The 20,627-nt window shown below is 64.9% G+C and carries 17 protein-coding genes and 1 tRNA gene; 8 read left to right on the forward strand and 10 right to left on the reverse strand.

What is annotated here, in order from left to right; translation table 11 throughout:
* The first annotated feature begins 110 nt into the window (after positions 1-110).
* From KUH32_RS05530 to KUH32_RS05545, 4 genes are read left to right on the forward strand one after another with little or no spacing between them, the layout of a single operon-like run.
* The gene (locus tag KUH32_RS05530; protein WP_217777047.1) at positions 111-1,385 is read left to right on the forward strand and encodes an NAD(P)/FAD-dependent oxidoreductase; all 1,275 of its coding nucleotides are present in this window, start codon (positions 111-113) and stop codon (positions 1,383-1,385) included.
* 4 nt (positions 1,386-1,389) lie between these two features.
* Entirely contained in the window at positions 1,390-3,477 is a 2,088-nt protein-coding gene (locus KUH32_RS05535; protein WP_217777048.1) for a hydantoinase/oxoprolinase family protein, read from the forward strand.
* Positions 3,474-5,126 carry a hydantoinase B/oxoprolinase family protein gene (locus KUH32_RS05540; RefSeq protein ID WP_217777049.1) on the forward strand — a complete coding sequence of 551 codons (1,653 nt, stop codon included), beginning with the start codon at positions 3,474-3,476 and terminating at the stop codon, positions 5,124-5,126. The genes KUH32_RS05535 and KUH32_RS05540 overlap by 4 nt, the downstream gene beginning before the upstream one ends.
* A gap of 11 nt (positions 5,127-5,137) precedes the next feature.
* Positions 5,138-5,881 carry an SDR family NAD(P)-dependent oxidoreductase gene (locus KUH32_RS05545; protein WP_217777050.1) on the forward strand — a complete coding sequence of 248 codons (744 nt, stop codon included), beginning with the start codon at positions 5,138-5,140 and terminating at the stop codon, positions 5,879-5,881.
* A gap of 24 nt (positions 5,882-5,905) precedes the next feature.
* Here KUH32_RS05545 and KUH32_RS05550 read toward each other — a convergent pair whose 3' ends face one another.
* From KUH32_RS05550 to KUH32_RS05565, 4 genes are all read right to left on the reverse strand, one after another.
* Positions 5,906-8,692: a DUF2339 domain-containing protein gene (locus KUH32_RS05550; protein ID WP_217777051.1), complete on the reverse strand. Its 2,787-nt coding sequence runs from the start codon at positions 8,690-8,692 to the stop codon at positions 5,906-5,908.
* Positions 8,693-8,847: 155 nt separating this feature from the next.
* Positions 8,848-8,924, reverse strand: a tRNA-Pro gene (locus KUH32_RS05555).
* A 45-nt stretch (positions 8,925-8,969) separates the two neighbouring features.
* Positions 8,970-9,932 carry a DMT family transporter gene (locus tag KUH32_RS05560; protein WP_217777052.1) on the reverse strand — a complete coding sequence of 321 codons (963 nt, stop codon included), beginning with the start codon at positions 9,930-9,932 and terminating at the stop codon, positions 8,970-8,972.
* A 64-nt stretch (positions 9,933-9,996) separates the two neighbouring features.
* Positions 9,997-10,722 carry an endonuclease/exonuclease/phosphatase family protein gene (locus KUH32_RS05565; RefSeq protein ID WP_217777053.1) on the reverse strand — a complete coding sequence of 242 codons (726 nt, stop codon included), beginning with the start codon at positions 10,720-10,722 and terminating at the stop codon, positions 9,997-9,999.
* Between the two features lie 85 nt (positions 10,723-10,807).
* Here KUH32_RS05565 and KUH32_RS05570 point away from each other — a divergent pair, with 85 nt between their 5' ends.
* Positions 10,808-11,455 (forward strand): DUF2238 domain-containing protein, encoded by a 648-nt coding sequence (locus KUH32_RS05570; protein WP_254898988.1) that lies wholly within the window; start codon positions 10,808-10,810, stop codon positions 11,453-11,455.
* A 1-nt stretch (position 11,456) separates the two neighbouring features.
* Here the strand turns inward: KUH32_RS05570 and leuB are convergent, their stop codons facing one another.
* Together leuB and KUH32_RS05580 are read right to left on the reverse strand one after the other, a co-directional pair.
* Positions 11,457-12,560, reverse strand: a complete 1,104-nt coding sequence (gene leuB, locus KUH32_RS05575; protein ID WP_217777054.1) for a 3-isopropylmalate dehydrogenase — start codon at positions 12,558-12,560, stop codon at positions 11,457-11,459.
* 55 nt (positions 12,561-12,615) lie between these two features.
* A complete protein-coding gene (locus KUH32_RS05580) occupies positions 12,616-13,512 on the reverse strand; it encodes a LysR family transcriptional regulator (protein ID WP_217777055.1) in 897 nt (298 codons plus the stop codon).
* Between the two features lie 94 nt (positions 13,513-13,606).
* On the opposite strand from KUH32_RS05580, the gene KUH32_RS05585 reads away from it, so the two are divergent.
* On the forward strand, positions 13,607-14,539 hold the full coding sequence (locus KUH32_RS05585) for a Rossmann-fold NAD(P)-binding domain-containing protein (protein ID WP_217777056.1): 933 nt from the start codon (positions 13,607-13,609) through the stop codon (positions 14,537-14,539).
* Here the strand turns inward: KUH32_RS05585 and KUH32_RS05590 are convergent.
* From KUH32_RS05590 to leuC, 4 genes are all read right to left on the reverse strand, one after another.
* Positions 14,475-15,338, reverse strand: coding sequence for an endonuclease/exonuclease/phosphatase family protein (locus KUH32_RS05590; protein ID WP_254898989.1), 864 nt, complete (start codon positions 15,336-15,338; stop codon positions 14,475-14,477). The genes KUH32_RS05585 and KUH32_RS05590 overlap by 65 nt on opposite strands.
* Positions 15,339-15,445: 107 nt before the next feature.
* Complete coding sequence (locus tag KUH32_RS05595; RefSeq protein ID WP_254898990.1) at positions 15,446-16,276, reverse strand: hypothetical protein; 831 nt, start codon at positions 16,274-16,276, stop codon at positions 15,446-15,448.
* Between the two features lie 294 nt (positions 16,277-16,570).
* The gene (gene leuD / locus KUH32_RS05600) at positions 16,571-17,176 is read right to left on the reverse strand and encodes a 3-isopropylmalate dehydratase small subunit (RefSeq protein ID WP_217777058.1); all 606 of its coding nucleotides are present in this window, start codon (positions 17,174-17,176) and stop codon (positions 16,571-16,573) included.
* A gap of 82 nt (positions 17,177-17,258) precedes the next feature.
* Positions 17,259-18,680 (reverse strand): 3-isopropylmalate dehydratase large subunit, encoded by a 1,422-nt coding sequence (gene leuC, locus KUH32_RS05605; RefSeq protein WP_217777059.1) that lies wholly within the window; start codon positions 18,678-18,680, stop codon positions 17,259-17,261.
* 288 nt (positions 18,681-18,968) lie between these two features.
* On the opposite strand from leuC, the gene KUH32_RS05610 reads away from it, so the two are divergent.
* Both KUH32_RS05610 and KUH32_RS05615 read left to right on the forward strand, forming a co-directional pair.
* Positions 18,969-19,109 carry a hypothetical protein gene (locus tag KUH32_RS05610; RefSeq protein ID WP_217777060.1) on the forward strand — a complete coding sequence of 47 codons (141 nt, stop codon included), beginning with the start codon at positions 18,969-18,971 and terminating at the stop codon, positions 19,107-19,109.
* Positions 19,110-19,181: 72 nt separating this feature from the next.
* Complete coding sequence (locus KUH32_RS05615) at positions 19,182-20,531, forward strand: mechanosensitive ion channel family protein (protein WP_217777061.1); 1,350 nt, start codon at positions 19,182-19,184, stop codon at positions 20,529-20,531.
* Positions 20,532-20,627: the final 96 nt, after the last annotated feature.

A 20,627-nucleotide genomic window follows, 5' to 3' on the forward strand; every position in this document is an offset into this window, starting at 1 on the left:
CCCGCGCAGCCCAGAGACCATGTCGACCGGTGTCGAGTTGACGCGCCTTTGGGCCTGCTGCACGCTTGCCCGGTGACCGGCGCGAGCCGTTCCGAAACGGGGGCTCTTGGATGGATCGAAACGGCGCGATCTCGTTGTGGGACACCTCTGCCGCCGAAGAGGACTACACGAACGACACGCTGGGCGACGGCCCCGTCGACGTCGCGATCGTGGGCGGCGGGTATACCGGGTTGTCCACGGCTCTTCACTGCGCCGAAAAAGGGCTTTCGGCGCTGGTTCTTGAGGCCGAACATATCGGCTATGGCGGTTCGGGCCGAAGCGTCGGGCTGGTCAATGCCGGGGTCTGGCATCCGCCCGCGAAGGTACGGCAGGCCCTTGGCGACCACTACGGCCCCCGCTTCGTGGCGCAGTTCGGCGATGCGCCGCGGATGGTTTTCGACCTGATCGAGAAGCACCAGATCCGTTGCGAAGCAACGCGGACCGGCACACTTCACGCCGCGCACGCACCGTCGGGATTTGCCGATCTGCAGGCGCGGTTCGCGGAATGGGACCGCCTCGGCGCTCCGGTGCAGCTGTTGGACCCGAGCGAGATGGCCGAGAAAACCGGAACCAAAGCCTTTTTCGGCGGGCTGCTGGATCATCGGGCCGGCACCATCAATCCGATGGGGTATTGCCGCGGGCTGGCACGGGCGGCGCGCGGCGCCGGCGCCAGGATCAGCACCAGTGTCCGGGCCAAGAAGCTGCTCAGCGACGGGGATGGCTGGATCGTCGAAACCGACCGGGGTCACGTAAAGGCGAAATCCGTCGTGCTGGGCACCAACGCCTATACCGACGGGCTATGGCCGAACCTCAAGGCCGTCTTCACCACGATCCATTATTTCCAGTTGGCGACCGAACCGCTGGGTGACCGGATCGCGTCCATCCTGCCGGAACGGCAGGGGTTGTGGGATACCGGGCAGGTCATGTTCTCTTTGCGCCGCGACATGTCGGACCGCCTTGTCATCGGATCGATGGGAACGGTGATCGGCAAGGTGGGTTCGGGCCTGTCGCGCCGTTGGGCGCGCAAGAAGCTGGGCCGTCTGTTCCCCGATCTTGGGCCTGTCGAGTTCGAATCGGCCTGGCATGGGCAGATCGCGATGACACCGGACCACCTGCCGCGGATCTACAACCTGGACCGGGGGCTTTACACGGCGATCGGCTACAACGGCCGAGGCATCACCACGGGGACGCTGTTCGGCAAGGCCATCGCGGGCTTGCTGACCGGTGGGCATCCGGCCGACCTGCCCTTGCCGATCGCGGACATGCAGACCGTGCTTGCCGCCCCGATCCGATCCCGGCTGTACCAAACCGCCTTTACCGCCACCCAAATCCTGAGAAGCATCTGACCCCATGACCAAGCCCAACTTGCGCGTCGGTGTCGATATCGGCGGCACATTCACCGATGTCGTGTTGTCGCATCCCGGCGGATTGTCGACCTGCAAGGTCTTGACGGACCACGCGCAGCCCGATCGGGCAATCATCGAGGGGATCGTCACAGTCACCGAGCAGTCCGGCACGGCCTTGTCCGACATCCGCCAGGTGATCCACGGCACGACCCTGGTGACGAATGCCCTGATCGAACGGCGCGGCGCCAGGCTCGCTTTCATCACGACCGAGGGGTTTCGCGACGTGATCGAGATGCGGGCGGAAAACCGGTTCGAGCAATACGACCTGAATCTGACGCTTCCTGTACCGATTGTTCCCCGCAAGGACCGCCTGACATTGAAAGAACGGGTGGCAGCGAATGGCGAAGTCTTGTTGCCGTTGGACCAGGCAGAAATCGACGCGATGGTCCGCACGGTTCTGGACGGCGGTTACGAGGCGGTCGCCATCGGGCTGATCCACGCCTATGCCAACAACAGCCACGAGGTGGCGATGGCCCGGGCGTTGCGCGCCGCCGCGCCGGGCCTGTCGATCTCGATTTCGTCGGTGATTTCGCCGCAGATGCGCGAATTGCCGCGTTTCAACACCGTCATCGCCAATGCCTATGTGCAGCCACGGGTGGCCGATTACCTCGGCCGTCTCGTGCGCCGTCTGGGTGAAACCGGCGTGGATGCGCCGGTCTTCATGCTGCATTCCGGAGGCGGCTTGATGTCGGTCGAGGATGCCGCCGCGCAGCCGGTGCGCCTGCTGGAATCCGGACCCGCCGGCGGAGCGATCTTCGCCGCGGAATATGCCCGCGCACATGGCCTGGACAAGGTTCTGAGCTTCGACATGGGCGGGACGACGGCCAAGATCTGCCTGGTCGAGGACGGCGCGCCCAAGACGGCGAACAGCTTCGAGGTCGCGCGCACCTACCGGTTCAAGAAAGGGTCGGGCATGACGGTATCGACCCCGGTGGTCGAGATGGTCGAGATCGGCGCCGGAGGCGGGTCCATCGCGTCGATCGATTCGCTGGGCCGCATCCGGGTCGGTCCGCAATCCGCCGGGTCCGAGCCCGGACCCGCATGCTACGGGCGCGGCGGGACGGAACCGACCGTGACCGATGCCAACCTGCTGCTGGGGCGGCTCGAATCCGCGACCTTCGCCGGGGGTGCCATCCCGCTCGTGCGGGAAGCGTCCGAAGGCGCGGTCAACGCGCGGCTGACGGAAAGCACCGGTTTGGGCGTTCAGGACGCGGCATTTGGCGTGACCGAGATGGTCGACGAGAACATGGCCAATGCCGCGCGCGTTCATGCCGTGGAAAACGGCCGCGACATCGAACACTTCACCATGATCGCCTTCGGCGGCGGTGCGCCGCTTCATGCCTGCCGCCTGTGCGAAAAGTTGGGTATCGACCGCCTGCTTGTCCCGCCCGGTGCCGGGGTCGGATCGGCCATCGGGTTCCTGAAGGCACCGTTCAGCTTTGAGGCATCGCGCGGCCTGTTCCAGAGATTGGCGAATTTCGACGCCGCGGCCGTGAACGCGATGCTCGCCGAACTGGAAGACGAAGCGCGCGGTTTCGTTACCGCCGGCGCGGCGGGACAGGACAGCGAAACCCGGGTAACGGCCTTCATGCGGTATTCGGGCCAGGGATGGGAAATCCCCGTGCCCCTGCCTCGAAAGACGTTCTCGACGGCGGACAAAGCGCTGATCCTGACGGCCTTCGAAACCGCGTACCGCACGCTGTTCGGGCGCACCATCGACGGTCTGGAATGCGAGATCACGAACTGGTCTCTGGTTGTCCGCACCGTCTTGCCCACGGTCGTTCCGGCAAAACGGTTCGACGCTTGCCATGCCGCCGCGCCGCATCGGCAACGCCTGTTCTTCGATGCCGCATTGCGCCGGACGGTTGACGCCCAGGAAATCCCGAGAGAGGCCTTGACGCCCGGCATATTCGTGGATGGCCCCGCGGTCGTGACCGAAGCCGAGACCACGACCATCGTGACCTCGGGTTTTCGCGCGATCGGACAGGGGGATGGCTGCCTGTTGTTGCAGCGCAAGGAGACCGCGACATGAAGGAAACGCCGACCAGCATCGACTACCAGGTCATGTGGAACCGCCTGATCGCGGTCGTCGAGGAACAGGCGACAACCCTGATCCGAACCGCGTTTTCCACTTCGGTCCGCGAGGCCGGCGACCTGTCGGCGGGGCTGTTCGACCGGCAGGGCCGCATGATCGCGCAGGCGGTGACCGGCACGCCGGGCCATGTCAACGCCATGGCCGAAAGCGTCACCCATTTCGTGCGCGAAATCGGTCCGCAGGACATGTTCGAAGGCGACGTATTGATCACCAACGACCCTTGGCTGGGCACCGGGCACCTGCATGACTTCACCGTCGTGTCGCCGGTCTTTCGCAATGGCACGCATATCGGGTTCTTTGCCTGTACCGCCCATGTCGTCGATATCGGCGGACGCGGTTTCGGACCCGACGCCAACGAGGTGTTCGAGGAAGGTCTGCTGATTCCGATCATGAAATTCGCCGAACGCGGTGTCGTCTCGAAGGACCTTGTGCGCCTGATCCGGGCGAACGTGCGGACACCCGACCAAACCGTGGGCGACATCTATTCCCTGGCCGCGTGCAACGGGACAGGCGACCGCCGGTTGCAGGCGATGCTGGACGAGTTTGGTTTCGACGACATCGACGGGTTGGCGGATTTCATCATCGACACGAGCCGCGCGGCCACGCGGGCCGCGATCGCAAGGGTGCCGGATGGCAGCTATGAGAACACGATGCAGGTCGATGGCTATGACACGCCGGTGACAATGCAGATTCGGCTTGTGGTTTCAGGCGAGACGTTGCACGCCGATTTCGCCGGTACGTCCGGCATGAGCAAGTTCGGTGTGAACTGCCCCGAGGTCTATACCCGCGCCTATGCCTGCTACGGCCTGAAATGCGCGATCGCGCCCGACGTTCCCAACAACTCCGGTTCGCTCGAACCGTTCCGCATCACCGCGCCCGAAGGCAGCATCCTGGCCGCCCGCCGACCGGCACCGGTGTCGGTGCGGCACGTCATGGGCCATCTGGTGCCCGACGTCGTGCTGGGCGCTTTGCACCAGGCGCTGCCGGAAACCGTCCCCGCCGAAGGCGCCTCGGCGCTGTGGAATATCCAGATTTCCGCCCGTGCGCGCGACCCGCAATCCGGGCTGCCCGACCGCGAGGTGCTGATGTTCAACTCGGGCGGCACCGGGGCGCGGCCCCGGCTGGACGGTCTGTCGGCAACTGCCTTTCCCTCCGGCGTGTCCACGATGAGCGTCGAGGCGACCGAACAGGTCGGACCGATCGTGGTGTGGCGCAAGGATCTGCGCACCGGCTCTGGTGGGGCCGGCGCGCAGCGTGGCGGTCTGGGCCAGACGATCGAGATCGAGCCGCGACAAGGCTACGATTTCCATTTCAACGCGATGTTCGATCGGGTTCACAACCCGGCACGCGGGCGCGACGGCGGACTGCCCGGAGCGAAGGGTCGCGTGGAACTGACCGACGGCACGCCGCTGCGGGCCAAGGGCCGGCAACTGGTGCAACAGGGGCAGCGGCTTCGGCTTTGTCTGCCGGGTGGCGGCGGCTACGGATCGCCCGATGCGCGCGACCCCAAAGCGGTGGCAGCCGATCTGGAGGCGGAATTCATAACTGCGGACCAGGCGAAAGCCGATTACGGATACGAAGGATAGGGAACGACACCATGACAGACATGCCGATCGCATTGGTTTCCGGGGGTGCGCAGGGCATCGGCCTTGCCTGCGCCGAAGCGCTGGCCGAGGACGGTTACAAGGTCATCCTCGCCGATATCAAGGAGTCGGCCCTCACCGAAGCGGCCCGGCTGGGCGGGGCGGGGTATCTTTGCGATTTCGGCGATGCCGACGCGGTCAAAGCCCTGTTCGACGCCGTCGAGGCAGAACACGGGCCGGTCAGTGCCCTGGTCAACAATGCCGGGATCGCCATGCCGGGCGATTTCCTGACCTACGATCTGGCGGCGTTCGACACGGTTCTGGGCGTCAATCTGCGCGGCGTTTTCGTCGCGACGCAGCGCGCCGCCAGGACCATGGTGAACAGGGGCATCGAAGGGGCGATCGTCAACATGTCGTCGATCAACGCCCAGGTCGCCATTCCCGCGATCCCGGCCTATTGCGCATCCAAGGGCGGGGTCATGCAACTGACCAAGGTCGCCGCCCTGGCGCTGGCCAAGCACAATATCCGCGTCAATGCCGTGGGTCCCGGCTCGATCGACACCGAGATGATGGCCGGCGTGAACGCCAACCCCGAAGCCTTCAAGGTCGCGATGTCGCGCACCCCGCTGGGTCGCCCCGGCACGGCACGGGAAATCGGCGACGTCGTGGCCTTTCTCTGCTCGAAGAAAGCCAGCTACATCACCGGCGAGACCATCTATGTCGATGGCGGTCGGCTTGGCCTGAACTACACCTGTTGATCGCCGCGACGACCGGAAGTGGGTTCACCCGGCGGGATCGCTGTCGCGGGGCTCGTGGCTGCGGCCCGCCCATTGCCCGAGCCAGGCCAGACCCGCCAGCGCAAGGCCGAGCAACAGGAACGAAAAGACCCGCGTAAGACCTGTCAGGCCAGCGGCATCGACAAGGAAGACCTTGGCCACGGCCAGGGCAATCACCGCAAGACCCACCCGGCGCAGAACGGCAGACCGAACAGACAGCGACTGGTAGAACAGCGCGGCCCCCGCCAGAAGCAATGCGACTGTGTAGCTGTAGAGCTCGGGTTGCGTGATCCCGTCGTCCAGTGGCATCCCCGCCGCTCCCTGCCAGAAATGCCGGATCACGGCAAAGACCCAGAACACGACAAGCCCGACAGCGACGGCGGCAAAGCCGATCCGGATCCGCGCATCGATCGTGTCGATGCGCCGCGCGATCGCCAACAACAGCAGTGCGGGCAGCAGGTAGCCCACGGCCAGCGTGTTCAGCACCGGCGGCCCAAGCACATCGCCGCTCCAATCGCTCAGCACAGGGTTCAGCAGGCTCAATCCAAGGCCAAGCGCGCCGAATCCGATCAGGCCGAATACAGCCGCCAGCGCGATGCGCGCAAAGCGCAGCCAGCCGCCCAGGACCAGACGCTGAAGCTGCGCCGCCATCAGCCCCAGCCAGATCGTCGCATAAAGGCCCATCGCCCAATGCGATGCCTCCTGATCCCCCGACAGGGTTTCGAGCCAGCGGAACAGCAACAGCGACACGAGCAGGCCGGCCACTGACCAGGCGGCGCTGTCCAGGACCGTTTTCGCAGCGGGGCGCGACAAAGGCGCGACCAGGGTCAGCGCCGCGATGAACCCGGCCAGTGCGCCGCCATAGACGGCAATCACCTCGGCCAACGGGCCATCAAGGCCGAAATCGAGCCCCGGATCGGCCACGAGCCGGTAGCCGATGGCAGCGACGCCCAGCGTGATGAACACCGTCATCGAAGGCATCCGGAACGCCCGATCCAAAGCTGCCGCCGTCACGACCGTTGCGACGAAAGCGAGCGTCAGGGCGGTTTCGGCGAAGAGGATGGTAAAGGCAAAGGCCATTGCGGACAGCGCCGACAGCACCGGCAGCGACATGCGCAACCGGTCTTCGGGTCCGTCGACCCGGGCAAGCCGTTCGGCGAAGAACACCATCAGCACTGCGACCGCCGCGGCGTGCAACGCCCAGGGATAGGGACCGATGACAACGGCCGGAGTCCAGGCAAGCTCCAGCACCATCGCGGCCAACGGCGCGGTCAGCGCGGCGACTGCAGCCCAGACCAGCGCGAACCGGGAACCAGTCCCGCGCGAGGCCAGTGCCCGCCACAACGACAACACCGAAACCGCCGCGGCCATCGCCAGAAGGATCGTGACCTGCAGCGGAAAATCGGCCTCGGGGTTTTCGTCATAGCTGGCATGGAACAGCCGCCAGGTTTCCATGCGGTCGCCACCCTGCCAGGCGATCGTCGCCAAAAGCCCGGTCACCGGGATTAGCGCCACGTCCTGAAGCGCCGGCGCGTTGCGCGACCAGACGATCAGCACCAGCGCGATGGCTGTCAGCATCCCGGACGACAGCCAGAATTCCGCCGCACCCGCGGCCGAAATCCACACCAGTCCGCCACTGCTGGCCAGCATGGCCAGAAAGGCGACCCGAGTGGGGAACTCGGGCCAGGGCGTCTGACGGATCTTGACCAGCGCCTCGGCGATCATCGTGCCGTCGTGGTCGGGAACCAGTCGCTGTACCGGCAGCAGAACGGACATGGTCAGCACGGCCACGAGGAACAGGCCGTAGCCACCGGCGGTGTGCGAGGCCCCGAGCACCACCAAACCACCGGCACAATAGCCCAGAACCAGCGTCAAAACCGTGATCCAGGCCCATCGGCGCACCGTGTCGATCCCCAGGCCCAGAGCCGCGATCACGGCGAAATAACCGTAGAGCCAACTTGGATCTTCGGAACTGCCGCCCACGACAAAGGGTGCGGCAAAGGCGCCGAGTATGCCGACCGCGGCCAGCAACGGCCCGTGGAACCAGCCCAGCACCAGCCCGACAAGTGCCACGGCCACCATCCCCGCCAAGGCGGTTTCCGCGCCGATCAGACCGTAGAGCAACCTTGCCGACAGCACGCCTCCGAACAGCGTGACGATCCCGGCGCCTGAAAAGACCGAGGGCAGATAGGCCGTTGTCGCGTCTTCGTCGTCGCCGAACCGGCGGCGGATCACCTCGCCCGCCACGATCAGGGCAGCGCCCATGGCCAGCGCCGCCAGCACGCGAACCGGTGGTGGCAAAAGACCGTTCTCGACCCCGTATTGCACCAGGAAGATCCCCGCGAGCGCCAGCGATGCGGCAGAGACGGCATAGAACCAGTTCGCGGCAAGCCAGGCACCCAGACGCTTGAGATTTTCACGACGTATCACTACGGCCCGGGGCGGACCTGCCGGCGCCGGTTGTTCGGTGGCAGAGGCCGCAACGGTCTTGTCGGTCGGCGCGCCGGCCGATCCCGAGGCCGGTTGTGCCACACGTTCCCACGGGTTCGATGCCGGTTGCGGCCTGGAAGGTGCCGGCTGACCCGCGTCCTCGATACGCTCTGCCTGCGATGGCTGTGGCAGCGGCGACAGCGGAGCCCCGTCTTGCAGTGCGATCCGCGCTTGCAGCGCCGAGACATGTTCGCGCAGCGCGGCAACCTCGCGTTTCACCCGGCCGTGGCTGACAAGCAGATAAACAACGGCAAAGGGAATCCCGAGCGTCGCAAGCCCGAGAATGACCAGCAAACCTTCCAACAGCGACCCCTCCTACGCGTTTGGTGCCACGCTAGGCTGCAGAGCGCACTTCGGAAAGGGGGGTTGCAGTGGGGTTTTCCTGACCACCACGGCATCCAAGCGTGCACAGCCGCAGTGCGACGGACGCCGAAAGCCTTTGATGCCGGGTGAAATCATGGTCGGAGTGAGAGGATTCGAACCTCCGGCCCCTGCCTCCCGAAGACAGTGCTCTACCAGGCTGAGCTACACTCCGACCGTGGCGCGCGGCATAGCCCGGTTTGGGGGGCTTGGCAAGGGCTCAGTCGCCGTTGCGCCCGCGCTTGAAGGGATTGGCGAACAGGCTGACGCGCGGCAGCGTGCCGGTCTCGATCCGGGTGCGAGTCTGCTGCACCGGACGGTTTTCGGACGTCGTGTGGCGGCTTTCGCGCAGCACGATGTAGATGCCGCTGGCGATGATGATCACCGCGCCGACGGCGGTCCATGAATCCGGCCATTCGTCGAAGATCAGCGCACCATAGAACACCGCCCAAAGGATCTGGGAATACTGCATCGGTGCCACGATCACCGCCTCGCCAGCCTTGTAGGCGGCAATGACGAGCACCGAGGCGATGAAGGCCATGAACGACATCGCCACCAGCCCGCCCAGATGCAACAGCGGCATCGGTTCGTAGAAATACGGCATGAGGCAGCCCATCAGAACGAAATTGGCCAACATCGGATAGAGCAGCAGCACCACTGCGCGTTCGTCCTTGCCGATCTTGCGCACGATGATCGAGGCCAGCGCCGAACAGCCCGCCGCGACCAGCGCCGCCAGGTGGCCGATGCCCAGTTCCGCAGTGCCGGGGCGGAGCACGATCATCACGCCGGTCAGCCCGACGATCACCGCCGCCCAGCGGCGCAGACGCACCTTTTCGCCCAGGATCGGAATCGCCAGAAGCGTGATGAACAGCGGCATGGCGAACAGAATGGCGTAGGTCTGCGCCAGAGGCAGAGTGGAAAAGGCAAAGAACGCGCTGACCCCGCCCATGACCGCCGCCAGAGTGCGGACCAGCGTCCACCAGGGGTGGACCGGGCGCAGGTTTCCCGGACGCGAATCGCGGATCATCATCAGCGTGGTCAGCGGAAAGCCGAACAACACGCTGAAGAACACGATCTGGAAAGGCGCGTAGCTGGCCCCGAGGAACTTCACGATCACGTCGTGGCCTGCATAGATGGCGAAGGCGAGCAGCGCCAGAAGAGCGCCCTTGGCATTGCTGTGCATCGCGCACGGCTCCGTTTCCGCTAACGGTTCCTGTTAAACGCGTCCGCCTCGAGGACGCAAGGGATCAGGCGCGGTTTTGCGTCGGGACGACCTGCGCCCAGACCGGCAAGTGGTCCGAGGCCCGTCGGGCCAAATCGCCTTCTTCGACGCCAGCCTGGACCAGTTCCAGATCGGCGGACAGCGCGAACCGGTCGAGCGGTGCCACCGGCAGCCGCGCGTGCCATGACTGGCCCGGCGACAGCACCGCGAAATGCCCAGTCAGCGGTTCCAGGCCGCGATCGGCCGACCATTCATTGAAATCGCCCAGGATCATCGTCGGCACCGGCGAAAGCGCAGCCAGGGCATTGCGGATCGCCGCCAGCTGGCGCAGGCGGTCGCGGCGGCGCAGGCCAAGATGCACCGCGACAAGGCGCAGGCGCGTGCCGCCGCGCCGCAGGTCGATACGCAGCGCACCCCGTGGCTCGAGACCGGGCAACGCGATCGCATCCACATGATCGGTGTCGATACCCGGGGCCAACAGCATCGCATTGCCGTGCCAGCCAAGACTGACCGCGCTGTGATCCAGCGCGACGGGGCGAAGGCCGGTCCGTTCGAAGATCCGCCCCGCGGGCAGCGCCGAACGGCGACGACCGAACCGCAGGTCCGCTTCCTGCAAGGCGACGATATCGGCACCAAGGCCGGCCACGACCTCGAGCACGCGACCAGCATCGCGGCGCCGATCCGTGCCGACGCATTTGCGGATGTTGTAGCTGGCGACGCGAAAGCTCTGGTCGGGACGGTTTTCGTTCATGCAAACATCATATGGGTGCGCGCTGCCGTGCCGCAACACGCGGCCAGTGCTTCATCTTTCGCCAAATCGAACCTATCTGCAAACCATGTGGCATGTCATCAGGCGGAACTACGCGGTTTACGCGATCTGGGCGTTCCTGACGCTGGAACTGTCCGTTGCGCTGGTTACCGGGCGCTGGACGACCGCATTCGTTGCGGCCGCCACGCTGGGTTTGTCTGCCTTGCCTGCCCTGTTCGCCGCCAGGTTCGACATCCGCCTGCCGGTCAGCTTTTTCGCCGCCGCGGTTCTGTTCATCTTCGCGACGATCTACCTGGGCGAAGTCGGGGATTTCTACGAACGCTACTGGTGGTGGGACATCATGCTGCACGGCGGCTCGGCGATGGGGTTCGGGCTGATCGGTTTCCTGTTCGTGTTCATGCTGTTCGAGGGAAACCGCTATGCCGCGCCGCCGATCGCCGTGGCCTTCATATCTTTCTGCTTCGCCGTCACGATCGGTGCGGTCTGGGAAATCTTCGAATTCGGCATGGACCAATTGTTCGGGTTCAACATGCAGAAATCCGGTCTGACGGACACGATGACCGATCTCATCGTCAACTGTGCCGGAGCAGCGGTCGGTGCGGCTGCGGGGTATTTCTATCTCAAGGGCCGCCAGCTCGGCGGCCCCATCGCCGCGATAGAGGAATTCGTCCGGTTGAACCGCCGGCTTTTCCGCAAGGCCACCCGACGCGACTGATCTACAGCGACGCGTCCAGCTTGGCGAGGACCGCATCGCCCATCTGCGTGGTCGAAACCGGCTGCACGCCCTCTTGCCCCAGCAGATCGGCAGTGCGCACACCATCGGCCAGAACCGCCTCGACCGCCTGTTCGACGCGGGTCGCTTCGTCGCCCATGTCGAAGCTGTAGCGCAGCGCCATGGCAAAGCTGAGGATGCAGGCGATCGGGTTCGCCTTTCCCTGCCCTGCGATGTCGGGAGCCGAGCCGTGGACCGGCTCGTACAGAGCCTTTGGCCGGCCATTGGCCATCGGCGCGCCCAGGCTGGCCGAGGGCAACATGCCCAGGCTGCCGGTCAGCATCGCGGCAAGGTCGGACAGCAAATCGCCGAACAGGTTGTCGGTGACGATGACGTCAAACTGCTTGGGCCAGCGGGTCAGCTGCATGGCGCCGGCATCGGCATACATGTGGCTCAACTCGACCTCGGGGTAATCGGCGCCGACGCGGGTCACGACCTCGCGCCAAAGCACGCCGGATTCCATCACGTTGGCCTTTTCCATCGAGCAGAGTTTCTTGCCCCGGCGCATGGCCAGTTCAAAGGCCGACCGCGCGACGCGGTCGATCTCTGACTCGGTGTAGCGCTGCGTGTTGATGCCGACGCGTTCGTTGCCTTCTTCGAAGATGCCGCGCGGTTCGCCGAAATAGACACCGCTGGTCAGTTCCCGGACGATCATGATGTCGAGGCCTGCGACCACGTCCTTTTTCAGCGACGAGAAATCCGCCAGCGCGTCGAAACACTGCGCCGGGCGCAGGTTGGCATAGAGATCCATCTCCTTGCGCAGGCGCAGCAGGCCGCGTTCGGGCTTTACCGAGAAGTCGAGATTGTCGTATTGCGGCCCGCCGACGGCCCCAAGCAGCACGGCATCGACCTCTTGCGCCTTGGCCATGGTGTCGTCGTGCAGCGGGACGCCGTGCATGTCGTAGGCGCAGCCGCCGACCAGGTCTTCGCTGACATCGAAGTTGATCCCCCGTTTGGCGCCGAACCAGTCGATGACGCGGCGAACCTCGGCCATGACCTCGGGGCCGATACCGTCACCGGGCAGGATGAGAAGCGAGGGATTCGTCATGGCCTTGGGTCCTTTCGATGCGTCGCGCATCGCGTAGACCGGTTGACCGCGAGGGTCAAGAAACCTGCGGTGCGAGACCCTCGGCCAGAATGTCCCAGACCCGGCGGATCCGGGGCGTGTCGCGCACCGCCTCGTGCGCGGCGAGCCACACCGGCAGGGTCGGCAGCGGCATGTCGGGGAACAGGCGTTCCAGTTCGGGATACCGGTCGGCGAGATTGCGTTGCGCGAAACCCAGACCGCACCCGGCGCGCAGCAGTTCGAAATAGACGCTGTGGTTGTCGCAGCGCGTGGCGAACCAGTCACGGGTCGCCTCGACCCCGTAGTCGCGCAGACCGCGCAGAATCAGATCGGACCGATCATAGCCGATCAGGTCGAAGTCGAAGAACTCGTCGAAGGTCTTGGGTCGCCCGGCGCGGTCGAGATAGGCGCGCGCGCCATAGATACCCAGTTCCAGATCACCCAGATGGCGGGTGACGATGTCCAGTTGTTCGGATCGGAACATGCGCACGGCGATGTCCGCCTCGCGATACAGCAGGTTTTCCGAAGCATCGTTGGGGACGAGGTCGATCGAGATATCGGGTTCCTCCTGCCGGATGCGCGCAAGGATCGGCGGCAGGTGGTGATGCGCGGTGAACTGGCTGGCGGTGATGCGCACTGGCCCCGCCAGCCGGTCGGAGCGGCCCGCAGCGGTCAGGCTGAGCGCGTGCATGCCATCGGCCATGGCGCGGGCATGGGGCAGCAGGGCGTGCGCGGCATCGGTCGGCTGCAGGCCGCGGGCCTTGCGGTGGAACAGGGTCAGGGCCAGCGCCTCTTCGATCTGCTTGATCTGCCGACCGGCGGTGGGCTGGCTGATGCCCAGCCGCCGCGCCGCCTGCGACAGCGACCCGGTTTCGGCGACGGTCAGGAAGGTCTGTATCAGCGACCAGTCAAGGGATGAGAGTGATGCATTCATTCACGCATGAATACATGACCTGCAGATTCTGACAATTTTCTTGTCGATTTGAATGGCTCATCCTTCCCAAAGGTAAAGCACACAGGAGGTGACGATGACGGGAACGGTCTTGATCCTTGGCGGTGCGGGCCGCTTTGGAAAACACGCCGCCGAGGCCTTCTGGAACGCCGGATGGCGCATCCGTCTGTTCGACCGTTCGCGCGACGATCTGACATCGGCCAGCGACGGCGCGGAAGTGATCGTCAATGCCTGGAACCCGCCCTACGCGGATTGGGCCAGGACTTTGCCATCGCTGACCGGGCGCGTCATCTCTGCGGCCAAGGGGACCGGCGCAACCGTTCTGATCCCCGGCAACGTCTACAATTTCGGGGCCGAAGCCAAGGACCTGTTCGGTTCCGGCACCCCGCACGCCGCCACGAATCCATTGGGCCGGCTGCGCGCCGAGATGGAGGCTGCCTACCGTGCGGCCGGTGTCAGGACGATCGTGCTGCGCGCGGGCGATTTCCTTGATACCGAAGCGTCGGGCAACTGGTTCGACAAGGTGATGGCCCCGTCGCTGGGTCGTGGCGTGCTGACGTATCCGGGCGATCCCGACGCGGCGCATGCCTGGGCCTGGCTGCCGGACATGGCCCGGGCGGCCGAGCTTTTGGCGCGCCGGCGGCGGAACCTGCCGGCTTTCGTCGACGTCCCGTTTCCCGGTTACACGCTGACCGCGCGGCAGATGGCGAACGTGTTGTCGCGGTCGCTGAATCGCCCGGTGCGGGTCAAGCGGATGAACTGGCTGCCGATCCATCTGGCGCAACCGGTTTGGCCGACGGCCCGGCACCTGCTCGAGATGCGCTATCTCTGGTCCAAGCCGCATCGGCTCGACCCGGCTCTGCTGAATGACCTGTTGCCGGCTTTCGCCGCAACCGATCCCGAAGACGCGCTCGGGCAAGCGGCCATGGCCGCGATGCGGGCGGCTAGGGAATGCGCAGGTCGACCCAGACGGGTCTGTGCGGCCCGTTTCCGTCTACGGCATTCCTGACTGCGGCGCCGGTCACGGTGAAGGCCGAGCCCGGCAGAACATAGCTGACGCGCATCGATCCCGCACTGTCCCAGCGAACCGTCGCCAAACCCGGCAGCGGATCTTGCAGGCGGGAATGCGTCAGCAAAGCCTGCACAGCGCTGCGTAACCCGTCACCGCGATCGGGATCGAGGTTGAGATTCCCGACGATCACGGGCCAGTCCGGCCTTTCCAGGCCGCCTGGCAGCACGCCGTCCAGCATCAGTCCGGCCAACGCGATCTCGTCTGCATTGCGCCGGCCGTTGCGATCCTCGGGCCCGTCGAAGACCGGCGGTGTCGCGGCAAGAACGATCAGCGTCAGGGTGCCCGAAGGCGTTTGCACCGGCAGGCGCCAATGCCCGGTCGAGGACAGGCGCTGAATGTCGTGGCCGGGATCGTCAGCGGCGATCCGGCTGCCGGGCAGATCGCGCCAGAGCATCGGCGACATGTCGACCGCAGGACCGAAGGGCAAGCGCGACAGAACTGCCAGCCCGCCCTGCCCCGCGAACCGTCCATAGCCCTGTGCGTCGCGCGGCCCGCCCAGCCGTCCGTCGCCATCCATGTCGCGTCCGGTCGGCGTTCCCGAGTTGGGGCGCAAGGCAAAGAGATGGGGGTAGTCGACCCCCTCGGAGCGCAACCGGTCGCGCAGCGCCGTCAGCGCGGCATGACCGGCGTCGTAATCGACATGGGTCAGCACAACGATGTCGGCCCCCATCGCGGCGAGTTCTGCGATGGCGGCCGTCGCGGCCTTGTCCTTGTCGCCCATAAGATCCCGCAGCAACAATCCCGGACCGTCGCGCGACAGATCGGCGTGCCAGGTGGCGATGCGCAGCGCTTCGGCGGAACAGGCCGTCGCCAGAAAGCCCAGAACCGCCAGCGTCGCGAGGATCAGATGATCTGCGCCTCGGGCTGGGCGTAGGCGCGGCGGCGCTTTTCTTCGACCAGGCCGGCGATGCGCAGCAGGGCCACGCCCCGCATGATCAGGCTTACCGGTAGAAAGGCCCATGCGCTCAGCATCCAGATCAGGGTCTGCGGGTTTTCCAGCGCCGGCGGCGTGGTATGCGCCGCGAAGGTCTGGACCACCGCCGGGATCAGGAATGGAAGCAGAAACCCTAATGCAACGTTAACATTGCCATCACGCTTGAGCCGGGCCAGCACGTCACCGCCGGTCGTGGGATCGAAAAGCGGCAGGTTGACGTAGAAGTTGAATGCGCCGTTTCGGATCGGCCAGGCCATCAGCCGCACGCACAGGATGAAAAGCAGCAATGTCAGCATCGACATCAGGTAGGCGGTGCCGGCATGGATGCGGACCATCTGCACGATCGTTTCGGACGTGTCGGCCGGAACCATCAGGATCACCAGGTGCACCGGCGAAAACGGAACATCCATCGCGGAGCCGATACGCGCGCCCATGCCGGTCAGGATTTCACTGGCCAGGCTGGGCTGAACCGCCCCCCGCGCAATCAGGGTCAATGCCAGAACGGTCAGGAACAACGCCACGAATCGCAACCGGTTGAACGGCGGCGCGGCACGGAACTCCAGCAGGCTGGGGCTGTCGGAATGGTATTCGACAAAGGTCAGAACGGCGGCGATCAGCGACAAAAGGGCCGCGATCTGGGCGGAGTCGGCGGAAATCCCCGGCAGCAGAACCGCCGGCATCGCTATCAGCATGGCAACGAGAAACGCCCGTGCCGCAGCGCCGATCATCCGCTGAATCAAGTGCCTGCCCTTTCAGTTCGGACGGAACCGGTACGATGCCGATCCCTTGTTCCGTTCTGCGACCGCCAATTGTGGCGGCTTGCCTCATTCTTGCCCAACTTTTGCCCCCTTTCCCTGTGCGGCTCAAGGTCAGCGGCCAGATTGCGCAGAGTTTGTGGCATTTTCTGGGGCGGGCTGGTGCAGGCTTGCATCAAGTGGATAAAAATCCACCGGAATGAAAAAGCGCGCCACAACATGTTGTTGTGACGCGCTTTCCTAACACAAGTCCGGTGGTGATCCGGGACCTCGTGAATGTCAGACCCAGGGCCGCGCCTGGCTGGCCTGCACCTCGAACGTATCGATCGCGGCGGCCTTTTCCATTGTCAGGCCGATGTCGTCCAGTCCGTTCAAAAGGCAGTGTTTCTTGAAACCGTCTACTTCGAACGAAAATCGTTCGCCGTCCGAGCTGGTCACCGTCTGCGCCTCGAGATCGACGATCATCCGCGCGTTCGACCCCTTTTCGGCGTCCTTCATCAGCACGTCGACCGCTTCCTGCGGCAAGACGATGGGCAGGATGCCGTTCTTGAAGCAGTTGTTGTAGAAGATGTCGGCGAAGCTGGTCGAGATGACCGACTTGATACCGAAATCCTTGAGCGCCCAGGGGGCGTGTTCCCGCGACGATCCGCAGCCGAAATTGTCGCCCGCGACCAGGATTTCGGCCTGTCGGTATTGCGGCTGGTTCAGCACGAAATCGGGGATCTCGTTGCCCTGGCGGTCATAGCGCATCTCGTCGAACAGGTTCACGCCGAGACCCGAGCGCTTGATCGTCTTCAGGAACTGTTTCGGAATGATCATGTCGGTGTCGATATTGACCAGCGGCAGTGGTGCCGCGATCCCGGTGAGGGTGGTGAATTTTTCCATTGTCATGTCCTCGAACGGTTGGCGGGGTGAACCCCGCCCTACGGTTTGTGGTAGGGCGGGGTTCACCCCGCCGCACCGTCGGTCAGGCCGGAACCGGCTCGTTCATCAATTCGCGCACATCGGTCAGCCGACCCGTGATCGCCGCAGCGGCGGCCATGGCAGGCGATACCAGGTGGGTACGGCCCTTGTAGCCCTGGCGGCCTTCGAAGTTGCGGTTCGAGGTCGACGCGCAGCGCTCGCCCTCGGACAGCTGGTCGGGGTTCATCGCAAGGCACATCGAGCAACCGGCAAGCCGCCATTCGAACCCGGCCTCGCGGAAGATGTCGGCCAGCCCTTCCTCTTCGGCCTGGGCGCGGACCAGACCCGAGCCCGGCACGACCATCGCGCGCTTGACCTTGATCTTGCGGCCCTTGAGGATTTCGGCCGCAGCGCGCAGGTCTTCGATCCGGCCATTGGTACACGACCCGATGAAGACCGTGTCGATCTCGATATCGGTGAGCTTGGTGCCCGGTTTCAGCCCCATGTAATCCAGCGACCGGCGCGCGGCCTCGACCTTGCCGCCCTTGAAGTCCTCGGGTGCGGGGACGGTCGCGGTGATCGGCAGCACGTCTTCGGGCGATGTGCCCCAGGTCACGACCGGCTCGATCTCTTCGCCCTTGAGCGTGACGACCTTGTCCCAGTGCGCACCTTCGTCGGAGTAAAGCGTCTTCCACCAGTTCAACGCCGCTTCGTACTGCGCGCCCTTGGGGGCGTGCGGGCGGCCCTTGACGTAGTCGAAGGTTTTCTGATCGGGCGCGATCAGGCCGGCGCGGGCGCCGCCTTCGATGGCCATGTTGCAGACGGTCATCCGACCTTCCATCGACAGGTCGCGGATCGCCTCGCCGCAATATTCGATGACATAGCCGGTGCCGCCTGCGGTGCCGGTGGCGCCGATCACCGCGAGGGTGATGTCCTTGGCCGTGACCCCCGGGCGCAGCTTGCCGGTGATCTCGACCTTCATGTTCTTGGATTTCTTCTGGATCAGCGTCTGGGTGGCCAGCACATGTTCCACCTCGGACGTGCCGATGCCGTGGGCCAGCGCCCCGAAGGCGCCGTGGGTCGCGGTGTGGCTGTCACCACAGACGACCGTCATACCCGGCAGGGTCCATCCCTGTTCCGGCCCGACGATGTGCACGATGCCCTGACGCACGTCGTTGACCGGGTAATAGTGAATGCCGAAGTCACGCGCGTTCTTGTCCAGCGCTGCGACCTGGATGCGGCTGTCCTCGGGCATCTGGTCGGGGTTGTCACGGCCCGCTGTGGTGGGCACGTTGTGATCCGGCACCGCAATGGTCTTTTCCGGAGCGCGCACCTTGCGGCCGGCCATGCGCAGCCCCTCGAAAGCTTGCGGGCTGGTCACCTCGTGCACCAGGTGCCGATCGATATACAGAAGGCAGGTGCCATCGGCGTCTTCGTGGACGACATGGGCGTCCCAGATCTTGTCATAGAGCGTCTTGGGGGACATCGGTCCTCTCCCGTTGAATGAAATATGTATGACGGTTCGGGCGCCGTCAGGCGCGGCGCAGGCCTAGACGGGCCAGCACGCTGTGGCTGGCGCCGTAAAAACGCTCGCGCAGACGGGCGCGGTCGGCTTGATCGAAGACTCCGGTCATGGCAGACGGAATACATCCTTGCGGCCAAGCTCGCAAGTCGCGTCAGGCCGTCGCAGGTGGCACGAGGTCCGTGGGTCGCGGCTTGAAAATGATCCGGACCGACCCCTTCTTCGTAGCTATCGTATCGAAGGAGAAAATCGATGCTGTCCGGTCTAAACCTGATGAACATGTCCCTGATCGCCGTCCTTGCCGTGGCTGCGCTTTCGGTGAATGCGTCGGGCGATCTCGGAACGGCGTCGATCGCCGTTGGCGCGCCTGCGGCGGTGGCCAGCGCTCCGTGACGCGCCCGGCCTAGGCCCTTGCTGTCCGGCGACGCAGATGCGACGCTGACGGCGAGCAGCCAGCAAAAGCCGATGAACCCCACCGACCCCGCCTCCGTCCTGACCGACAGCGCCGCATTGACCGAATTGACGACCGGGCTGACGGCCTGGGCGGGATCGATCATGAGCGCCCTGTTGCGCCCTTGGGTTGGTTACCAGCTTCTGATCGCCCTGTCGGTCTTTGCCGTCGCACATGGCCTTGCCGCCTTGATACGCCCCCGCGTGCACGAGTGGCTGCGCGAACGCGAAGGCTGGCCCAAGTACCGCCTGCGCACGGCGCTGGTCGTCATTCGCCGTCTTCGGATGGTCATCTTCGTCATTCTGCTGTCCATCGTCGTCCTGGTGATGCGGGAAGTGACCTGGCCTTCGCGGTCTTTCGTTCTGGTGGTTTTGCGCGACCTCGGCGTTGCCTGGCTGATCATCGCCTTCGCGACGCGGCTGATCGGCAACGCGCTGTTGCGGGCAATCGTGCGGTACGGCGCGTGGATCTGGGTGACGCTGTCGATCCTGGGTTTCTGGGACGAAGCGCAGACCGTTCTGGACCAGGCCGCGATCAGCATCGGCGAAACGCGTCTTTCGGCGCTGATGGTGATCCAGGCCTTTGTCATCCTTGGCGTCCTGATCGCGGGTGCCCGGTTCCTGTCGACCACGACCAGCGCCACGATCCGGCGCAACAAGGAAATCTCGCCCAGCATGCAGGTGCTGGCGGTGAAGTTCCTGCAGGTGCTGCTGTATGGCGCGGCGTTCTTCATCGGGCTCAAGCTGGTCGGTTTCGACTTGACCGGGCTTGCGGTGCTGTCCGGCGCCATCGGTGTCGGCCTTGGTTTCGGCCTGCAGAAAGTTGTCTCGAACCTGGTGTCGGGGATCATCATCCTGCTCGACAAGTCGATCAAGCCGGGCGACGTGATCTCGCTGGGCGAAACCTTTGGCTGGATCAATTCGCTGGGCGCCCGTTATGTCAGCGTGGTCACGCGCGACGGCAGGGAATACCTGATCCCGAACGAGGACCTGATCACCGGGCAGGTGGTCAACTGGTCGCATTCGGACGATTTCGTGCGGCTCGATATCTTTTTCGGGACGGCCTATCACGACGATCCGCACAAGGTGCGCCAGATCGCCGTCGACGCGGCGAAAAGCGTGGACCGGGTGCTGAGCTTCAAGGCTCCGGTCTGCCATATCGTCGGGTTCGGCGACAGCAGCGTCGACTACATCCTGCGCTTCTGGATCCGCGACCCCACCGGCGGGCTTACGAACATTCGCGGCAACGTCTACCTGGCGCTTTGGGATGCCTTCCAGGAACACGGCATTTCGATTCCGTTCCCGCAGCGCGAAGTGCGTATGCTGGGCGAACCGGAGGCGAAACCGGCGACCGTGCCGGACTGACAGAAATTTCCGGCATGACGCCTCGGCGTTTACCCCGCGCTAAGGTTTTGCACCGCACAGTCGCGGCATGTCTCGATCCGTCGATCAACCCTGCGG

The sequence above is a fragment of the Thalassococcus arenae genome (assembly GCF_019104745.1).
Lineage (GTDB): Bacteria > Pseudomonadota > Alphaproteobacteria > Rhodobacterales > Rhodobacteraceae > Thalassococcus_B > Thalassococcus_B arenae.